The organism is Candidatus Uabimicrobium amorphum (assembly GCF_009002475.1).
Classification (GTDB): domain Bacteria; phylum Planctomycetota; class Uabimicrobiia; order Uabimicrobiales; family Uabimicrobiaceae; genus Uabimicrobium; species Uabimicrobium amorphum.
The window spans coordinates 1699839-1720265 of record NZ_AP019860.1; the positions used below are offsets into that span (position 1 = coordinate 1699839).

At 36.7% G+C, this 20427-nt stretch carries 13 protein-coding genes; 8 read left to right on the top strand and 5 right to left on the bottom strand.

Going from position 1 to position 20427, the window contains the following annotated elements; genetic code table 11:
- Nucleotides 1-136: 136 nt before the first annotated feature.
- From UABAM_RS33895 to UABAM_RS06005, 3 genes are all read right to left on the bottom strand, one after another.
- Nucleotides 137-265: a hypothetical protein gene (locus UABAM_RS33895; RefSeq protein ID WP_261343971.1), complete on the bottom strand. Its 129-nt coding sequence runs from the start codon at nt 263-265 to the stop codon at nt 137-139.
- A gap of 10 nt (nt 266-275) precedes the next feature.
- The gene (gene prfA / locus UABAM_RS06000; protein ID WP_151967096.1) at nt 276-1358 is read right to left on the bottom strand and encodes a peptide chain release factor 1; all 1083 of its coding nucleotides are present in this window, start codon (nt 1356-1358) and stop codon (nt 276-278) included.
- Nucleotides 1359-1521: 163 nt separating this feature from the next.
- Complete coding sequence (locus UABAM_RS06005; protein ID WP_151967097.1) at nt 1522-2256, bottom strand: alpha/beta fold hydrolase; 735 nt, start codon at nt 2254-2256, stop codon at nt 1522-1524.
- 170 nt (nt 2257-2426) lie between these two features.
- Here UABAM_RS06005 and UABAM_RS06010 point away from each other — a divergent pair, with 170 nt between their 5' ends.
- Together UABAM_RS06010 and UABAM_RS06015 are read left to right on the top strand one after the other, a co-directional pair.
- A complete protein-coding gene (locus UABAM_RS06010; RefSeq protein WP_173013157.1) occupies nt 2427-4028 on the top strand; it encodes a DAHL domain-containing protein in 1602 nt (533 codons plus the stop codon).
- A gap of 27 nt (nt 4029-4055) precedes the next feature.
- Nucleotides 4056-4271: a hypothetical protein gene (locus tag UABAM_RS06015; protein WP_151967099.1), complete on the top strand. Its 216-nt coding sequence runs from the start codon at nt 4056-4058 to the stop codon at nt 4269-4271.
- Here the strand turns inward: UABAM_RS06015 and UABAM_RS06020 are convergent.
- Entirely contained in the window at nt 4263-5393 is a 1131-nt protein-coding gene (locus tag UABAM_RS06020; RefSeq protein ID WP_151967100.1) for a hypothetical protein, read from the bottom strand. The genes UABAM_RS06015 and UABAM_RS06020 overlap by 9 nt on opposite strands.
- A 254-nt stretch (nt 5394-5647) precedes the next feature.
- Nucleotides 5648-5872 (bottom strand): hypothetical protein, encoded by a 225-nt coding sequence (locus UABAM_RS06025; RefSeq protein WP_151967101.1) that lies wholly within the window; start codon nt 5870-5872, stop codon nt 5648-5650.
- A gap of 216 nt (nt 5873-6088) precedes the next feature.
- Here UABAM_RS06025 and UABAM_RS06030 point away from each other — a divergent pair, with 216 nt between their 5' ends.
- The 6 genes from UABAM_RS06030 (at nt 6089) to UABAM_RS06055 (ending at nt 20321) form a co-directional block, all read left to right on the top strand.
- Nucleotides 6089-7921, top strand: a complete 1833-nt coding sequence (locus tag UABAM_RS06030; RefSeq protein ID WP_173013158.1) for a methyltransferase domain-containing protein — start codon at nt 6089-6091, stop codon at nt 7919-7921.
- Between the two features lie 370 nt (nt 7922-8291).
- Entirely contained in the window at nt 8292-13670 is a 5379-nt protein-coding gene (locus tag UABAM_RS06035; RefSeq protein WP_151967103.1) for an AAA family ATPase, read from the top strand.
- An 18-nt stretch (nt 13671-13688) separates the two neighbouring features.
- Entirely contained in the window at nt 13689-14342 is a 654-nt protein-coding gene (locus tag UABAM_RS06040; protein WP_151967104.1) for a response regulator transcription factor, read from the top strand.
- A 186-nt stretch (nt 14343-14528) separates the two neighbouring features.
- Complete coding sequence (locus tag UABAM_RS06045; protein WP_173013159.1) at nt 14529-15179, top strand: response regulator transcription factor; 651 nt, start codon at nt 14529-14531, stop codon at nt 15177-15179.
- Between the two features lie 2 nt (nt 15180-15181).
- The gene (locus UABAM_RS06050; protein WP_151967106.1) at nt 15182-15586 is read left to right on the top strand and encodes a response regulator; all 405 of its coding nucleotides are present in this window, start codon (nt 15182-15184) and stop codon (nt 15584-15586) included.
- Nucleotides 15587-15782: 196 nt separating this feature from the next.
- Nucleotides 15783-20321 (top strand): ATP-binding protein, encoded by a 4539-nt coding sequence (locus tag UABAM_RS06055; RefSeq protein ID WP_151967107.1) that lies wholly within the window; start codon nt 15783-15785, stop codon nt 20319-20321.
- Nucleotides 20322-20427 lie beyond the last annotated feature (106 nt).

A 20427-nucleotide genomic window follows, 5' to 3' on the forward strand; every position in this document is an offset into this window, starting at 1 on the left:
CTATAAAACTTTGCTGAATCTCTTGCGTCTTATAAACTCAAAGATGTTGCCATTTAATATCGCATAACTAAGTTGTTTTAACTGGGGAACAACTTAGTTATGCAAGGCGAGAGATTGAACAGTTGTAAATGGCGCGCTATTTCACTTCACATTCTTCCGTAGGCTTTGTTGAACTTTGTTGAGCAATTAGCTCCTGAATCTCCATTGCTTTTTCGTATAGTTCTTCTTTAATGTAGTACTGTAGTAATTTTTCTAGTTTGTCCATATTGACCACCTTATTGAATAATGGAGCCTAGTTTTTTGAGTTTTTCTTCTCTTTCCTGAACTTGTAGTAACTCTACAAATTCATCAATGTTGCCTTGCATGATGCTTTCTAGATTGTATATACTGTGATTGATTCTGTGATCGGTAACGCGATTTTGTGGAAAATTATAAGTGCGAATTCTTTCGTTACGATCCCCCGAGCCACTTTGATCTTTACGTAAAGCATTTATTTCTTTTTGTTGCTCCTCTACCATACGATTGTAAAGACGCGCACGCAAAACTTTCATTGCTTTCATTCTATTTTTATGCTGCTCCGGGGTTTCTTGACATGAAACGACAATCCCGGTCGGAAGATGTGTAATGCGAACAGCAGAACTCGTTTTGTTTACATTTTGTCCTCCAGGTCCGGAAGCACGCATATAATCAATCTTCAAATCCGTATCTTTTATATCTACTTCTACATCATCAACTTCAGGTAAAACGGCGATGGTACAAGCAGAGGTGTGAATTCGCCCACCACTTTCGGTACTCGGAATGCGCTGTACACGATGCCCACCACCTTCGTATTTCATTTTTTTATAGGCCTCTTTGCCTTTCAGCGAAAAAGAAACTTCTTTTATACCACCTAATTCCGTCGAAGTATTTTCTAAGACTTCTAACCGCAAATATTGACGTTCAGCATATTTTGCATACAAAGTGAATAATTCTTGTGCAAAAAGACATGCCTCGTCTCCTCCTGTACCAGCGCGAATTTCAACGATAACATTGCGGTTATCTTGTTGTTCGTCGGTTATCAATAAATTTTCGATCTCTTTACCAACAACTGCTTCGCGTTGTTCTAGTTCTTCCAGTTCTTCTGTTGCCATAGCGCGCATGTCAGAATCTTTTTCTTCTGCAAGTATTTGTTTCGCTTCATCACGCTCTTTTTTAATCGTTTGTAATTCCCGATATTTATTGACAATTTTAGACAAAGCACCATGCTCTTTTAGATATTTAGAATACAACGAACCATTTTTCATTATCTCTGGTTTCTGAATTAATTCTTCTAACTCACTAAAACGAGCTTCCATTTGTTGTAGTGTAGTCTGTTCCATTTGGGGGTCCTTCTTTCTGAATTGTTACCGATAGGGGATACCCTATTGAGTAATTATATAAAAATATTGCTAATTTTTGCAAGGTAGATGTTGGGTTTAACGTTATTTTTGTTAGAAAAATAGAGCGATGACTTTTGCGAAAACAGCAGGGGCTTGTAATTTGCTAACGAAGTAAGAAATGAAGAATATTAGGTTCTAGAGTAGATTTTTTCTGATGGTATAGATGGTGGCATCCTCCGCGTACGCAAATCAGTTGCGACTTAGGAATTAAACGTAACAGCTTCTGGTATTGGTCTGGAGAAATGAGAGCATCTTTGTCTCCGCCAATAATTAGCGTTTCACTATTGATTTTTGGCAAAAAGTTTTCACTATTACGTCTTTTTAGTGCTTCCACAAGCAAGGTGAGCTGGTGAGGATTTTGCGGTTTTTTGAAGAATAAGTATTTCATAAACGAATGTTTGTTTGTAAAATAGTGCGACATACTTTTGTGCAAAGATTGCCAACGATCTTGTTGCACATAGCGCACCCAATGCTCATATACTTCTTGGGATTTGGCGTTTGATTTTGTAGATGTAGAAACTAAAACTAATTTTTTTAGCGCTTGCCGCGTTGCGAGATGCTGTGCAATAAAAGCACCTTCTTCCATGGCAAGCACAGCATATGGCTGTAGTTGCATTAAACGTTTATGATATTCTTCTACAACAGACAAAAATGTACCTTTTTCTGGTAAATGGTTAAAAGTAATCACATTTACCGTAAAGTACTTTGCATAATAAGAAAAATATGATGGAGAAAGTAGCTTCCAAATTGTAGGATATAAAAGTGTCGATATTCCGGGAATAATAACCAAATTTTTTTTGTTGCCCGAACGCCAAATCGAAGCGCGAGTATTTTCCATATTGAATTCCACAACAATACTTAAAATTCACAAAGGTATGGGTAGATAGTCTTTGTAGTTTGTCAGGAAACCTGACGATACAATTTTCTAGATTAAATGAAAAGCAAGAACAAAGCAACAAAAAATTGATGGTTGCAGTTTATAAAACTATTGGTAAAAAGGTAGAATCGATGAATAGTATATGGAACTTGAGATATCATGTGGCTATTTTTACTTTGTTATTTGCCTCTATCTATATTTTTTGGCAACTACAAAAAATAGATTTACTAAGTAGCGCCGATGTCGTTGAATTTGTGAGCGAATTAAAACAGGTAGATCAAACCCTCAACGAAGAGATTTTAGAAATACGCTACTTTCGTCGTGACAATTACAATTACATGACAAAAATGGTTTCAGAACTAGAAGAATTCCCCAATAGGGTAAAAAGAAGTAACATTCAGAGATTTCTACAAGATAAAATAGCATTTCAGCAAAACTTTATTCAGTTGGAAACAACACTGCGAAAAAAACTTGCGTTGGTACAAAATTTTAAAAATCTCCATGGTACATTACATCGTTCCCTTGAATCATTTCCCAAAATGGTACAAAAACACATGCAGGAACAACCATCGGCGGAAAACGAACTTTATTTTTTGTTACTCAAGTCGTTTGTTCACAATTTTACCAATAGCGAAGGTGCCAAAGCCGATGTTGAGCGTATTGTGGCATACGCAAACAAAAATAACTGTAAGCCCATTGCAACAATGCTGAAAAGTATCGACCAACAACGACAAGACCTAGACAAAACCCTGAGTGCGATTTTACAATCTCCCACAACAACAAATCTCAACAACTTTTTCCAACAATATAAAGAATACCACCATGAACAGTTGCGCCAATTTTCCTACCACAAATCGGCATTAATCATCGCATTTGTTTTGTTTATCATTACGTTATTTCTACTACTATACAGTTGGCAAAACAAAACGCAATCGACAAAACCTCTAACAAAAATTTGTCAGGAATTGTACGATGAAGTGGGAAATGTCGGTCAAACTTCCGACCGCCTAAAGAAAACCAGCGAATGGATTACCACCAACGGCAAACAACAAAATTCTGCAATACAAAATACCAACATTTTACTTCGTGAAATGACACAAGTGGCACAAATTCACTGGCAAGAATGTGCCAAAGCCCAAGAGATTACAGATAAAGCCGATTCATCAATTCGCGACAGCATCAATCACTCTCATAAAATGATTCTCGCCATCAAAGAAATGGAAGCGGCAAGTTACGAGGCATCGACCATTTTGCAAAATATCCAAGAAATCGCCAAGCAAAGTAAAATTGTGGGACTAAACGCGACCATTGAAGCCGCAAAATCAGACAATGAGGTTTTTGAGTTAGTTGCACAAGAGGTGAGTAGTTTAGCAATTCGCAGTGCCGAAGCATTGGAAGAAACAAGCAGTCAAATCTTAAACTCTCAGGAAAGAAGTCGCCAAGGAACCAACTTGACAGAAAACATTTTACTATACCTAAGTGACACACAGTTCAAAATTCAGAGTCTTGAAGAAAAGATTGATAAGATGAATGCCTATTTCCAAAAGCAAAAATCGAGTTTTGAAACATTTGGCCATGCCGTGGACTTTGTGACTACTTCGATCAAAAAGAACGATGAGTTTTCTCAGGAAAACGCGCAGCTAGCGGAAAATTTACATAGTCTATCTTCTAAGTTAAAAAAGAGTGTAAACACAATGCTATCCATTAGCAAAGAAATGGCGATGAAGAAGTAATCTCACTCTCCACTGCCAAGGTAAGCTATGGATCTACAAAACCTGGAACGCGCAATTAGATTCCTCGTTTATGCTCACGGCCATCGTTTAGGTACATCGGACATCGCAATGACGATGCTCGTGAGCGCCAATACTATTCACTTAACAAATACCTACGTAAAACTTGCACTACACGTAAAAAAAATCCCCAAAAATCATCGAGCGCATTGCCATATATATTTCCCTATGACATTACTACCCTAGAATAGTTGCTTGGGAAGTGCTCGTTAGAAATTTTTTGTTGCGTTGATGAGCAACAAATAGTAATAGAAGTAGTAGCAACCCTCCGCCAACATTACCGCCATAAAATAATTGTAAGTACTGTCGACCAGCGTTGGCATGTGCTAATTTTACGGAGGTTTTCTCTTCGACTTGTCCATCGCGAATCATATAGGTATTTCCCCCCATAAATTTGGGATATTTGTACTCAATGTACACAACGGTTAAAACTTCCTTGTTCTGTAGCTGTGATTGCGATGGCATGGTAACTTGTGCATATATATGTGATTTTGTATCGCGTTCAGAACTTTCAAAACTTATTGTTTGTTCCCAAGAATTATTATTGGTCGTTGCTTTGGCATCAAAGCTTTGTCCTTCCATAAAAATATTGGCAACCGCGATTCCTCGCCAATAGCCTTTGATGCTGTAAATGGCTTTTTTAAAGTAATATCGCGACGTATCGTTTGGACCGATAATTTGTGGATACCACTGGGGATTTAGAGGCCATTTTTTTGTGGTGCGTACAACTTCTGGAGTTATGATAAATAAAAGTGATAAAGCACACAACGCAGATAAAAACCCCGAGTATATGTGAGTAATTTCGTTTGGAGGGATATCACCTTCTAAATTGCCTTGTTTTTCAAGCTTGAGTTGCGCAGGATGTTGTTCACGTTGTTTGGCAATTTTGCGTTGCGCAACGAGATTATTATTGGGGTTATGGATGTTTGTAATTAGGTGCCAAATAACAATAGAAAAGGCTCCACAGAAATGAATCAAAACAGCCGTCGTGTAGTGGATTACATGAAAATATGCGATAAGGACTGTGATTAAAAACAAACAAGTAAAAATAATCATCTGCCATATGTAGTGTTTTTTACGCTTTGCTGCGACCATCTCTGGCTGAACAACTCCACAATTGGGACAAGGATGATTATCAACTCCTGTTGCCGCTTGTATGACATTCGCTTCAAATGCCTTAACCGCTTCTTCTTCACTATTTGCCATACCATGCGGGGTTCTTTTCATTACATAGCTAAATATTGAGCCACAATGAATACAAGTATGGGTTTTATGATAGAATATTTCTTTGGAGACGGATACTGACATAGTTTTTCTTTCCGTATAAATAAATTGTGCTTGTTGTTTTCGCTTATTATATTGCTAAATTTCTTTTACATCCAGACGGATGTCAATCAACCTTAGCATTATAATGGAACGCAGTTGTTTGAAAAAGCACTTTTGACTGAATAAATGTAAGCCATTATTTCCGAATAGTCTAATTCAGTTCAAGTTGGGGTTTTCCCCATGAGGAAAATTTAAATGGGAAAGGAAAAAACCTAAACCTCCAGGTGAAGAATATTTTACATATACATTTGTGGATTCTTTAGACCTTTCATCTCGCAGAGAACGATGAATAAATCTCTTAATTCTGCAATACTTTTACCAGGATAAAAGCAAATTCGGTCGTCTCCAATCAAAGAACGGCCGACTCCCCAATGCTTTAGCCGAAGATCGAAATACACAATCCAACCTTCTTTGTTGGCAATTGTGTATGCTTGCATAAAATCCATTGTATTTACTTCCATTTGTCTCCCTTTCTAAAAATTTATTACCGTGCTTTCATAGTAACAACCTTGGTAACAAATGGAAACCTAATTTCTTGAGCGAAATTTCCCTACATACAGCGCCGAAATTTCCCTACTTGATCAATATGAGAACTCCCACATCATAATTAAGAATCTCCCGATTACAAAAACAACGCACGTTTGGTAAGTTATCTTCTTTTATTGGGAGTAATGATTATGAGGTTGATGGAACAAGAAAAATTTACGGGGATTAACTTTCATCCGGCAACAAATGAATTTATTTACAGATATTATCAATCTCTTCCCCAAATAGACGCTTTTCAAGCAAGAAGTGAAAATTTGTTTATTTGGACATACGAAGGATCTCGACAATTAGTTTTGGATCGTGTCCCGGAGATTAGCCATGAAGTCTTGTACAACACCAATGTGATTGCAGTGCTTCTCAATGTCATGATTGATGACATTGCCGACATGATACTAGATGAAAAGCTTCTACATGGGACTCTTGAAATTCTGGAAACAGGTCAAGACCACCATGGTATCTTACATTCATTTCCAGAATGGCAAATGTATTTGTCGTTGTTGATGGACATAAGAAATTATCTCAATGAAACAATCAAAACATGGCCGCAATACGCATTATGGATTTCGGATCTAGTGTTTTTTATCAGACGGCTAAAAACAGCGATGATGGGCAGTCTTTATTTCAATCAATCTTTTCACAACAGCAAAACATCTAACTGGAATTTTGAAAAGTATGTCGTCGAGATGTCTCCACCAATTCACACGTTTATTTATGGCATTTTTAACCTAATGCTAATAGAAGAATTAGAATACAAGGAACGAGAAGCCATTGTTTCCGCATTGTACCAAGGGGAACAATTTATGGCAATGAGTAACTGGCTTTCCACTTGGGAAGTAGAGATTGAACAAAGCGACTACACCAGTGGAGTCGTACTGTGGGCATTAAACAATAATATACTCAGCAAGGAAGAGCTGAACGATGTCCCACACGCGAAGCAAAAAATTCAGAAAAGTGTTTGCATATCTGATTTTGCTGAAAAAATGGAGGAAAAACTTTCTATTATCCAAGGTTTACGTTCTAGAGTCAGCACCTTTAGTCTGGAAAAATATATAGAAGATTTGCGTGAAGTACATGATTTACATATGAACTTTAACAAAATGCTGAAATATCAATTGGAGAATGAAATTATGTTATCGCATGAGGAAAAGAGAAAAATTACAGAATATTACAGTCAAGCTGATAAATCGTACCAGAACTGGGGTAACTCTGTCTACGAACTGCACTATGGCTATAGAGACCACCCACAAGATAAACACCACACTTCCCTTATTCGTATGAATGAAGAAGTCGCGCAAGAAGCAAAGGTTCAAAAGGGTGACAGAATTTTAGATGCTGGTTGTGGAGTAGGGGCTAGTGTGATTTGGCTGGCGAAAAACTTTGATGCCACTGCTTCGGGAATTTCACTTTCTCCCCTGCAAGTCGAAAAAGCCAACAAATTTATGCATGAACACCAACTAGAGTCACGCGTGGATTTTTCGGTTCAGGACTTTACCAAGACTAATTTTCCCGATAATCATTTTGATGTTGTGTGGGGATTAGAAAGCATTTGTCATGCCATTGACAAAAAAGATTTTATCGAAGAAGCTTGGCGAATCTTAAAACCAGGTGGTCGCATTGTTGTGGGTGACACTTTTTTGGTGCGGGAAGAGTTGAGCGAAATAGAAGAACACGCTCTACGAAAATGGTTAGATGGCTTTGCCATTGACAATCTCGCTTCCACAAAAAGTTTTATCGAAAACCTGGAGAATAGCAGTTTTCAACAAATCAAAGTACGAGACATCACCGAAAACATAATGGGCTCCGCAAATGAAATTTACCAACGTGGTAAAAGTGGATACCCTGATGATTTAATCAACAAAAACAAAAGCATTGTACAAATTAAGCATGTAGAAGCATGTTTATTCCAAAAAATCTGCCTAGATTTTGGGCTGTGGAGATATCAGATTATTAGTGCACAGAAATAAATTTTACGATCCTGATTCCACCCCTGCTCCTGATTACTCATCCCGTCAAACTTCACATTCGTTATGTGAAGTTTGATACAATAAAAGAATTAGCCATTCACTTATACAAAGTTTCGGGAGCAGGATTGAAATCAGGATCGTAACTCATATAAAGTATTGCATTTTCATAAAACCTCCCCTGACAGTCATTTTTTTATCAACGACGAACAATCACCTCGAAGCTTTCAATTTGAAAATCAAAACATATTCTTGAATATATTCATATACTGTATTTATTTTTGCAAATAAATACAGTATATTTACTTATAATCTTTCATTATGCTTATTTTCAACCTAAGAAATCTAATTACTATAAGTGGGATCTATTACAATGTTAACTCTTCAAGGCTACAAAATAACGGAAAGGATTTATGAAGGGAGAGAGACAGAGGTCTTCAAAGGATACAAAAACCAACAGGCGTTGATATTTAAATCACTAAAAGGCGAGTACCCTTCTAGAAGGGCCTTAGCTAGATTTAGACGAGAATATGAAATCGTAAAAAACTTGGACATCGACGGAATTGTCGAAGTAGTTGATCTAGTAGAATATCGAAATAGCCTAGTTATCGTCCTAAAAGATTTTGGTGGCGTTCCTCTTTCTAAAGTAATCGCTGACAAAAAAATCACTATTGATATTTTTTTCCCCATTGCAATTGCCATTGTAAAAATTTTGGGAAATATCCACAAACATAACCTCATCCACAAGGATATCAAACCAAGTAACATCATTATCAACTATGACAATCTCGACGTCAAAATAGCCGACTTCGGCATTTCCACTTTTCTTTCGCGAGAAGTTCCTCAAGTCCGCAATCCTAAGTTACTAGAAGGTACTTTGGCCTACATGTCGCCGGAACAAACCGGCTGGATAAATCGCGGCCTGGACTACCGCACAGATTTTTATTCCCTGGGCATCACTTTTTACCAAATGCTAACAAGTCGTTTGCCCTTTTCTGGTAAAGACGCTCTGGAATTGATGCATGCCCAAATTGCTAAGGTAGCTCCTTCTCCTCATAAAATAGAAGACATTCCTCCATCACTATCTCTGATTGTCGACAAACTTATGGCAAAAACAGTAAAGGAAAGATATCAAAGTGCTCGCGGTCTTTTATTAGATCTAGAGGATTGTTTTTCGAAATGGAGAGATAACGAGATACATCTTTTTGTTCCCAAGAATGCGGAAATATCAGAACGATTTCAACTATCTGAAAAGCTATATGGGCGAGACAAGGAACTTGAAATACTCCTAAATAGTTTTAACGAGGTGAGCAAAGGCCGCATGGAGACCCTTCTGGTTTGTGGGCATGCAGGAACGGGTAAATCTACTCTTATCCATGAAATTTACAAGTCGGTGCTAGCCAAAAAAGGTTATTTTATTACCGGAAAATTCGATCAAAAAGAACGAAATGTCCCCTACAGTGGTTTTAAGTCGGCATTCAAAAAATTAATCGTTCAAATTCTAGGAGAGAATGAGGAAGTCATTTATCTTTGGCGTAGAAAACTGTTAAAAGCGTTTGCTGATAATGGACAGGTACTAATCGATTTTATCCCAGAAATCGAACTTATCATAGGAAAGCAACCTACTTTAGAAAAACTCCCTGGTACTGAGTCGCAAAATCGCTTCAATGTTGTTTTTATCAACTTTATACGTGCACTTGCTCAACAAGAGAGCCCTCTTGTTATTTTTTTAGATGATTTACAGTGGAGTGACTCAGGAACGCAGAATTTATTAAAATTGCTTATAGACAATAGTTTACCACACCTCTTCTTATTGGGAGCATATCGCGATAATGAAATAGATGGTTCCCATCCTCTTGCGATGACTTTAGAAAGTATAGAACAAAAACATTTGATAAAAAAAATATCTCTATCCCCATTGACATTTCCCTATGTAAACAAGTGGATCGCAGATTCTCTGAACACATCTTCTGAAAAATCGCAATCTTTTTCACAATTAATTTTTCGCAAAACCACAGGGAATCCTTTTTTTGTCAAGCAGTTTATCACCACTTTATACCAAGACGGTATACTAACCTTTGATGATAAAACGAATTGTTGGCAAGCTCCATTAGAGGAAATCCAGCAAATGAATGTTGCTGAGAATGTCGTCGCATTTATGGCCGAGAAATTATCAAAACTTCCCTCTTCTAGTCTAGAGTTGATAAAAGTTGCAGCCACAATCGGAAATACTTTTAAATGGCAGCTCCTCGCGACTGTTCTTGAGCAAAAAATCACCGAAATAAAACATGATGTAGAAGAGCTTGTAAAAAAAGGCTTTATTTTTCCGGTGGGAACTTTTGATATTACCTTTGTAAGCGATGAATTTCTCGAAGAAATTTCATTTCGATTTGCCCACGACAAGATTCAACAGGCAGCGTACTCTTTGATAGAGAAAGAGTACATAAAAGATATCCATCTTTCTATTGGTAAAATTATAGCACAAAAATCACCTGAAATGATTTTTCAACTTGTTTATCATATGAATTTAGCAATGGATCTACTTTCTCAAAATGAAAAACTCCAACTGGTGGAATACAATCTACAGGCAGGTAAAAAAGCCATGTCGTCCGCCGCGTATTCTTCCGCATGTGAATATTTTATCGCCGGAAGAACTTTACTACCCGAGAATGCCTGGGAAAACCTTTATCCTCTAACTCTATCTCTCCATAGCAAAGCAGCAGAATGTGAACATTTGAACGGTAATTTCGAAAATGCGAAAAAATTATTTTCTCTGTCACTGTTGCATGTTAAAAGCAACGTAGAAAGGGCAGATATATACAACATTAAGATTACCTTTCATACAAACTTGGGAGAACACCAGCAAGCTCTAAGTCTTGGAAAAGAAGGATTAATATTTTTTGGCATACAGGTTCCGGAACTTCCCGGTAAAGGAACTGTCCTGCAAGAGGTTCTCAAAGTCAAATGGCTTCTGCGTGGAAAAAAAACAGAGCAACTACTCTATTTACCAGAAATGGTCGATCCCAATGCCCTAGCAGCTATGAAATTATTAATGAGTATAAGTCCTTCTACATTTTTTGTAAGCCCAAATCTATGGGCTTGGGGTATCCTCAAAATGCTTTATCTTACCTTGAAGTACGGAAACACCCCCATCTCTGCTTTTGTTTATGTCTGCTATGGAATCATTGTCGGTTCAGGATCAGGAAATTATAAAAAAGGCTATGACTTCGGTAAATTGGCCATAGAGGTTGCCGAAAAATATGGAGATCTTCGTCTAAAAACCAAAGCTTTTAATTTATTTGGTTCTTTAGTTGGGCATTGGCAACAACATGCGATCGATGACATTGACTATCTTCTAAAGGCTTACCATACGGGATTAGAATGTGGCGATTTAATGTTTGCTTGTTTTTCCCTAACCTACGTGGTAAACAAAATGGTCATCACCGGAAAAAATTTGGACGAAGTTTCCCAAAAAATAAAAGATTATTCTCGTTTTTTTGATCAACTCAAATTTCAAGACGCTGTGCGCGTGTACTGGGGAATCGAACAAATGATTAAAAGCCTACAGGACGTACCAGAAAATGCCTTGATGCAAAATATAGAAGCAGAGAGTACTTTTCAGGAAATGCAAACCGCGACAAATCAAATGCCTCTGCATTGGCATTACATCAATCAATTGCAGGTATTTTTTATTTTCGGACGCTATTCACAGGCGTTAGAGATGGCGCAAAAGTCTCAAGAGATGCTCAGCATTTCATTTGGCACCATGCAAGTTCCTGTACAGAACTTTTATCATAGTTTGACTTTAACGGCCATTTATCACAAACAATCGCATGCGAATAAACGCATATCCAAAAAAATACTCCAAGAAAATCAGAAGAAAATGAAAAAATGGGCAAAAAATTGTCCGCAAAATTTTTCTCACAAATACCTTCTGGTACAGGCAGAGATCGCGCGTATCAACAACGATGAAAAAGAAAAAATTATCGAGTTATACGAACAAGCTATTCACAAAGCCGATGAAACTAAATACACACAAAATAAGGCAATTGCCTGCGAACTGGCTGCTAAGTTCTTTTTAGCACAAGGAAAAGCAAAAATTGCCAGGGTGTACTTAGAAGAGGCCTGTTACAGTTACAATAAATGGGGAGCTATTGGCAAAGTCATCGATCTGACAAGAAAACACACTTCCTTACTACCCAAAAAAGACAATAGCAATTTTACGCTTCGCTCTCACGAAATTGAAACAACTATTTCGACAATGGTAGGTCACTTATCACATTTGAATATCAATACTGTGATCAAAGCCTCCCAGGCTATCTCGCGAGAAATATCATTGGATAAATTACTGGTAAGACTAATGGAAATCGCTCTGGAAAATGCGGGAGCAGAGAGAGGATTTTTAATTTTAAATAGAGACAATCAACTTTTCATAGAGGTGAGACAAAGCACCGATCAGAGTAAGGCAATGCTGCAATCTATACCGATGGATAATTGCGCAGAAATCCCTATTACAATTGTAAATTTTGTAAGAAGAACAATGGAGAAAGTTGTTCTCCACGACGCTTTTAAGGAAGGAGGGTTTCAATCAGACCCTTACGTTATTGCAAAAAAATTAAAATCTGTTTTATGTATTCCTATTTTGAAGCAAAACGAGCTTTTGGGAATATTTTATCTAGAAAACAATCTCACTCCTGATGTCTTCACTCCTGATCGTTTGGAAGTGCTGGAGATGATCTCTACCCAATCGGCTATTTCTATAGAAAATGCCAAGTATTACGAAGGCATGAAACAAACACAAAGAGAATTACAACAAAGCGAAACAAAATACAGGTTGTTGATGGAGCAAGCATCAGATGCCATTTTAATATCTGATAAAGAAGGAAATTATCTCGACGTCAATTCAAGAGCCTGTGAAATATTTGGCTATGAAAAAAAGCAATTTCTACAATTGCAACTATCTCACTTCTTTCCGCAAAGATTTATAAATCTTGCAGAGTTAGAATCGGGAAAAACAACAGGTGCAGAGCTACAAATGAAACGCGGTAATGGGACTCTATTCCCGTCAGAATTTAACATGAAACTCATTTCTGATGGACGAATACAAACAATTATTCGCGATATTACAGAACGCAAGCGTTTAGAAAAAGAAGTTTTGGAAATTAGTTCTAGAGAACAACAACGTGTAGCACAAGATTTGCATGACGGACTTGGACAACAACTTACAGGCATCAAGTATCTCAGCGAAGCGTTGGCAAGAAGCTTATCCGAAAAATCTTTAGACGAAGCCACTAAAATGGAAAGAATTTCTCAACTCGTGGCGGAGGCAATTAACTCTACTCGCGGAATGGCAAAAGGACTTTATCCAATGATTTTGCAAAGCAATGGATTGACAGTGGCCTTAAGCGAACTAGCACATAATACAAGTAAAATACCGCGTGTTTCTTGTGAGTTTAACTACGATTCTAATATAGAAATAAAAGACCCTGCGGTTGCCAACCAATTGTATAGAATCGCACAAGAGGCGCTCAACAATGCGATTAAACATGGTGGAGCTAAAAATATTTCTATTTCACTTAACAAAGAAAATGACAAAAACATTCTTTCGGTAAGAGACAATGGCAAAGGCTTCCCTGAACATATTAAAAAAGGAATGGGGTTAAATATTATGAAGTATCGTGCAGGTGTTTTAGGCGGAGATTTACAAATTGTAAGAAAAAAGAAAAACACCTATGTTATATGCTCTTTTTAAAAGAAAGAAGGAGAAGAAATGAGCTCAACAAGAGTAGTATTGATAGATGACCATCCCGTAGTTCGCGAAGGTTTAGCCATGAGTTTTCAGCAAACAGATGATCTGGTTGTCTGTGGAGAGGCTTCTGATTATTATGAAGCACTAGAGGTTATAGATGAACTACAACCTGATGTGGCTGTCATGGATTTATCTCTTCAGGGAATGGGAGGTCTTGATTTGATCAAGACTCTTCGAAAAAAAGGACACAAACTTCCCATCTTGGTACTCTCTATTCACAATGAATCTTTCTATGCAGAAAGAGCTATTCGCGCAGGTGCGCAGGGCTACATCATGAAACAAGAAAAAACAGAAGAAGTGATAAAGGCGGTCAGGCAAGTTCTTCAAGGTAAGATTTATGTTAGCCGTGAACTTAGTGATAGTATCATGTACAAGTTTTTTGACAAGAATCCCAGCTCTGATTCACCTTTAGACCGTCTTACTGACAGAGAATTAGAGGTTTACCAACTAATTGGCCAGGGAGTTTCCCCTCATAAAATAGCCGACGATTTGTGCATAAGTATAAAAACAGTTGATTCATATCGCGCGCGAATTAAAGAAAAATTGAATTTAAAGAGTGGTACTGAATTGCTACAAAGTGCTATTCAATGGGTACAAAGCCAAGATTTAGGATAAGCACCGAAAATTTCCGACATGACTTTAGTATTTTTTTGCAGCAAAAAGTAGGTAATTCCCTATTTCGTAAAAAAATAATTCTATTAAAATGGAAACATTACAAATGGAGATGCTTACTAAATAAAGCTAAATGAACATGAGGATTCAAAATATGAGTATTCTCAAACAAAAATGAGGATTAAAACTATGGATACTCCCCAAGCAAAACAAATTTTTATTGTTGATCATCCTATTATTCAAGATGGGTTAGAAAATATTTTTCAATTTGAGAATGATCTGAAAATTTGTGGAAGGGCGAACTCTTCTGAAGAGACTCTAAAACATCTTCCTTCCGTAAAGCCAGATTTAATGATAGCAGATATATTCCTCAAAGGAATAGGTGGACTAGATTTTGTCGAAAATATTCGGCGAGCTGGTTACACATTTCCTATCTTAGTTTTGAGTATTTACGAAGGTATATCCTATGCCGAACAGTGTGTCGGTGCAGGAATTGAAGGATACATTCCCAAAAAAGAAAAAACATCCACATTGTTAAAAGCAATTAGAAATCTGTTAAACGGACAAATATACATTGATGAAGATCTAAAGTTAGAAATAATAAAAAAGTTTTTTATGAGTGATTCTTTATCCGTTTTCTCCCCTAAGCTTATTCTTACAGAAGAAGAACAGAAAGTATATAACTTTATTGGCGATGGATGTCCTATCGAAACCATAGCAAAATTGCTCAATCTGAATGCAAAAAAAATCATACTTTTTCGAGAACAAATTAAGAAAAAATTATATTTCAAAGATAATGTCGAATTATTGCAAAGCGCGATTGGTTACAGAAAAGGATAAGAATGAATATTGATATTCTCATAGTAGATGATGATTATTTAACTATTCTGTACATGAAGGAAATGTTAATGGTTTTAGGATGTGAAGTTCAATGTGCCAACTCAGCCCAAATGGCTCTAGAAATTTTAACCAAAAACCAAATAGATCTTATCATTTCCGATGTAAATATGCCTGAAACAGATGGTCTAGAGTTTTTTTTACAAATTCAAAAACTTCATCCTCTGTTAGCAGATAATTTCATACTTATCTCTAGTAACGTTTGCGAAGAGCAAATGAAAGAGATAAAAGAATTGCAATTATCTTTGTACCAAAAACCACTTTCACTAGTTACTCTTACAAAAATAGTTGCAAAAAACTTTGGCTCAGATTTACTTGAGGGTAGCAAGTCAAAATTTAATAAACTTTAGATAAGGGAAATCCCATCCCTAAAACACAGATGAAAAAAAAGACTGGTGCTCTCTAGACCCAAAGAAAATCAGATGTAAGCAATAACATTACAGTGCCTTACGCTTGTTAATTCATACAGCCAAATAACGCAATTTCATTTGCGAAAAAATTTTAGTTTTGCCTCAATAAACAAATTTTTATTTTGGGTGGTTCCTCTTGAAACTAGCTGAAACTTTTCTTAACATTGCCGCTGATGCAACAATATACTTAGAGACAGAAGACCCTCTTGTTAAAGACCGTCTTATTCACGAATTAGACAAGAGCTTTAGTCTTTTGTACGCTCTTTCCTCTGAAATTGAAGCCCCGTATACAAAAAAATACGTTGACTTTGTTGCAGACAATCACACACAAAATTTAATTGCCTTGTTAGAAAGCGACGAATCTTGTTTACAAGGTGTCCCTGACAATATCTCTAAATGGCAAAACCAGTGTTTGGTTAAATTATCCAATACTTATCGTTACTGGAAAGAGAACATTGCCCAAGGACAACTTCGCGCATATTTTGTTGTCGCGTTTAACAATGTAGGTCTTCTCAGTTCATTGCGCATGTCATCATACAATCCCCTTCCTTATCAACGTATTCAAGGAAGTGGATACGACACATCCATAGCGCGTAGTTTAGACGATGCCCGAAAAATCATAAAGTACTACTGGCAGGCGAAATACAAATTACCAACAAGTGAAGTAGACAAAAATTTGGAAGCTTGGGCTGTGGAGTGGGGAAGTTCTTTACTATCTCAATTTAAAAATCGTCCTGTTACAGGACAAAGCTTCTCTTTTACATTTACTATTTTCTTTTTTATCTCTTCGTTGCGCAAATTATGCGAACAGGGCGTATTGGAGGTTTATCATCATGACAGTCATCAAAAAATAGAACCGCATTGTCTAAATTTACCATCAAATATGGTAGCAAGCGGTGCATTTATAAGAGACCAAATACCGGACGAATCACTAACTCCAAAACAATATAATAATATCGCGACAAAAAAGATTGCCCACATCCAAACAAAGCTTGAAGTTATATCGCAGGCGAATTCTGTTTGCCATGAACCGTTTATAGAATACTTTTTAATACCAAAAGATAACTATTTTGATATTGAAACCCAAGACGAAAAAATTGTCATTGTTCCCATTGAAAATTTAGATGATTTAATTACAAAATTTTTCCCCAATTGGTTGATTCGCAGTAAATATCAAACTTCAGAACAACCTAAGTCACATATAAACATAGAGCAATTTGTACAACAAGGACAACAGCTAGCTTTGCAGTTGTCGAAAATTCACCGGCAAAATAAGATATATAAACATTTAACCCTTAGCTGCATAACTTCTACTCTTGGCAGTTCACATGTAGATTGGATTCCTCCAACAGAAGCTATGTCCATTGCTCTTGTTAACCCGAAATCGACAATGGCCTATATTGCACCAGAACAAACGGACTATTACAATGTGAACATAGATCAGCGTACAGATATTTATTCGTTGGGCGTTATCTTTTATCAAATGCTCACCACAAAACTTCCTTTTAGTGCAGAAAATGTCTATGAATTTATCGTTGCACATGTTTCGCAAAAAGTGATTCCTCCTCACGATCTTTTCCCGCAAATTCCCCCAGCACTTTCACGCATGATCATGAAAATGCTCGCAAAAAATCCTGATGATAGATACAAGAGTGTTGCACAAATTGCACAACTTTTGGTAGCCTATAAAAACAATGATACTCTACAAGTAACTGATGCATACGAAAATCTGGTTTTTCCGAGAAAAATGTATGGAAGAAAATCGGAGTATCAACAGTTACAAAAATCATGGCAAAATTTTCTCGACGGTAATAACGAAATTGTTGTGGTCTATGGAATGCCTGGAATCGGCAAAACTGATTTGGTAAATAGCTTACTGCGCGACGTACTCGAACAAGGGTGCTTTTTCTTTACCGGAAAATACCGACAAAACAACAAGCAACCGTCTTACAATGCCTGGATAGAAATTCTCCAGAAATTCTGTAGGCAAGTCTTATCCAGTTCACCACAAAATGTAACCAAGTGGAGAAATATGATTATGGATGCTCTTGGCACTAATGTAAGTGTCGTCGCCGAAGTAGTTCCAGATTTCGATAATTTAGTAGGAAAACAAGAGCCTTCGTCTCCGCTTCCTCCCGAAGAATCTCGTAACCGCTTTTACTTCGTTATGGAGCAGTTATTCGACGTTATTGTTACCAATAGTAATAAAATCACTGTATTTATTGATGATATTCAGTGGACGGACGATGCATCATTATTACTTATTAGCAGATTTTTAGGAAAATATCCTCAAAAACTATTTTTTATTTTTGCTTCACGTAACAGTGAAACAAGTTGCCAAAAGACCGCGCATCTACAAGAGCTCATCGCAGCGAAAGGTATAAAAATAAAGAAAATATTTCTTTCTCCTCTTTCATTGTTCGCTGTAGAAAAAATTCTTACACATCTGTTTTCACCAACACCAAATAATATTCGACTTTTAAGCTCTTTCATTTTTCAAAAAACAATGGGAAATCCGTTATTTGTCAAACAACTTTTAGAAGTTCTCTACCGAGAGAAACTGTTGTACTTTGAAAAAGAAACTCGTACTTGGTCTTGGGATTTATCTATCATTGAAAAATTGAACTTCAGTAATGATATTTTAGATTCCTTGCGTAAAAAAACGACCTCATTACCCAAAGAATATCAAGATTTACTACAAATATGTTCGTGTCTACGTGAAAACTTTTCAACAAAAATGTTAGGTGGCATTATTTGTAAATACCAGGATTGTATAACGGATTTTATCAACGAAGCGACGCAACAACATTACATTGTCGCAACACAAAGCCAGTGGAATACTTTATCGACAGAACATACTTATAAGTTTACCCATGATTTAGTGCATCAAAGTATCCATGCCTCCATAGACGAAAAAACAAAAGCTCAAATTCATTACGATATCGGTTCATACTACTTTAGACAAGATGACTTATCTCCATCTAAAGTAGCCGTTCACTGGAATCACTGTATTCCACAATTGAAAAACGAAGAAAAAAAACAACTAGCAAAGTTCAACTTTCAAGCGGCGATCAGAGCAAAAAATGCTGCGTCCTACACAAAAGCTTTTATGTACATTCAGCACATTCAAAAAATTGCCCAACAGATAAAACTTGAAACTAAATTTATGTCTCAAGTTTCTCAACAGGAAGCAGAATTGGCTTACTTGAGTGGTAATTTTCGCCAAGCAGAAAAGCTGTTCATGCAAATGATCGCCAATACAAAAGACAAAGTAGAAATTGCGCAGATCCACGCTTACCTTGTCGTTTTGTACACTCATATAGGCGACTGGGATCAATCTTTCAAAGTAGGAAAAAAAGGACTGAGCTATCTTGGAATTCATTGGTCATCGAGAAGTGTATTATTCACTTTATGCAAAGAATTTTTCCGCATTAAAAGAAATTTACGCAAGTTAAAAACCACACCGGACTATTTTGTCAACGTGTGTAAACTGCAAGACAAGGAGCAAGAAATTGCTTTACAACTACTCTCGATATTCATGCACACCACTTATTACGGTGGTAAATTATATGCCTTTTTAACCGCTCTGAAAATGGTAAACATCACCATAGAAAACGGTTTTACCGTAGATTCGCCGAATGGTTATGCATATTTTGCCATGTTATTGGGACACTTAAAAACATTAGGTAGTTACACTCTAGGGCGTGACTTTATGGAATGGGCGATTACACTAAGTCAAAAGTACAACAATCCATTACACACTGGTCGCGTGTATTTTACCTTCGGAGCAGTTGTAAATCATTGGACACGAGAATTTAAATTAAATCTACACTATTTGCAAAAAGCGAAAAAATACAGTATACAGGGTGGAGATCTGATGTTCGCTTCTTATGCCGCTGTTCACCCTTTACAAGTCTATTTTTTCTCTGGGAAAAATTTACAAGAACTCTTTGAGGAAACCAATATTCGCCAGGACTTTTTAGAAAAAGTGAGCTTCACTTCACAAGAATTTTTCCCCATTGGTTTACAAAAATTTATTGTCGAAATGAGCGATGTCTCGCCTTCGAGAATACGTAAAAACTTAACTTTGAACTACTACCGAAACAAGCAACAAAAAATAAAAAATACCACCGGAATCATATGGTTAGAAACTTTAGAATTAAAAAAACTTTATTTACAAAATAACTACCAAGAAGCGGTTAACGTGGCCACAAATTCTCTTCCCTATATAGATGGCGCTTTTGGTCAAATTATGCAACCAGAGTATTATTATTACTTTACTTTATCATTATTAGCTCTTTATTCACAAGAAAAGCCACGAAAACGCTTGAATAGAAGAATTAAAAAGAATTTTGCCAAACTAACCACGTGGAAAAATAACTGTTCGCAAAATTTTGAACATAAGTACTTAATCGTAAAGTGCGAAATACTTAGAGTTCAGCACAATTTTGTCGCAGCGATGAAGCTTTACCCACAGGCAATTACAATAGCAAAACAAAACGGTTTTATCCATCAACAAGCTTTAGCAAACGAGCTAGCGGCAAAGTTGTATATTCAATTAGGAATAAACGATACAGCAAAAATGTACATGCAACAATCCATCGCCTGTTATGAGAAATGGGGATGTACAATGAAGGTACAGCAGCTCAGTAAATTGTTAGACAGCGTTAACTGAATTCGTATACATACCCTGACTTTACCGATAACGAAAGTTTTGAAGGAAATAAGGTTTGTACTGAGTAGGGTGTTAATGGTCAAGTTTTTATGGAGCAAGAGAAAGC

What these genes read in the sequence shown, in the direction of transcription:
- UABAM_RS33895 (WP_261343971.1), bottom strand. Translation starts at nt 265, where the DNA reads ATGGACAAACTAGAAAAATTACTACAGTACTACATTAAAGAAGAACTA.
- prfA (WP_151967096.1), bottom strand. Translation starts at nt 1,358, where the DNA reads ATGGAACAGACTACACTACAACAAATGGAAGCTCGTTTTAGTGAGTTA.
- UABAM_RS06005 (WP_151967097.1), bottom strand. Translation starts at nt 2,256, where the DNA reads ATGGAAAATACTCGCGCTTCGATTTGGCGTTCGGGCAACAAAAAAAAT.
- UABAM_RS06010 (WP_173013157.1), top strand. Translation starts at nt 2,427, where the DNA reads ATGAATAGTATATGGAACTTGAGATATCATGTGGCTATTTTTACTTTG.
- UABAM_RS06015 (WP_151967099.1), top strand. Translation starts at nt 4,056, where the DNA reads ATGGATCTACAAAACCTGGAACGCGCAATTAGATTCCTCGTTTATGCT.
- UABAM_RS06020 (WP_151967100.1), bottom strand. Translation starts at nt 5,393, where the DNA reads ATGTCAGTATCCGTCTCCAAAGAAATATTCTATCATAAAACCCATACT.
- UABAM_RS06025 (WP_151967101.1), bottom strand. Translation starts at nt 5,872, where the DNA reads ATGGAAGTAAATACAATGGATTTTATGCAAGCATACACAATTGCCAAC.
- UABAM_RS06030 (WP_173013158.1), top strand. Translation starts at nt 6,089, where the DNA reads ATGAGGTTGATGGAACAAGAAAAATTTACGGGGATTAACTTTCATCCG.
- UABAM_RS06035 (WP_151967103.1), top strand. Translation starts at nt 8,292, where the DNA reads ATGTTAACTCTTCAAGGCTACAAAATAACGGAAAGGATTTATGAAGGG.
- UABAM_RS06040 (WP_151967104.1), top strand. Translation starts at nt 13,689, where the DNA reads ATGAGCTCAACAAGAGTAGTATTGATAGATGACCATCCCGTAGTTCGC.
- UABAM_RS06045 (WP_173013159.1), top strand. Translation starts at nt 14,529, where the DNA reads ATGGATACTCCCCAAGCAAAACAAATTTTTATTGTTGATCATCCTATT.
- UABAM_RS06050 (WP_151967106.1), top strand. Translation starts at nt 15,182, where the DNA reads ATGAATATTGATATTCTCATAGTAGATGATGATTATTTAACTATTCTG.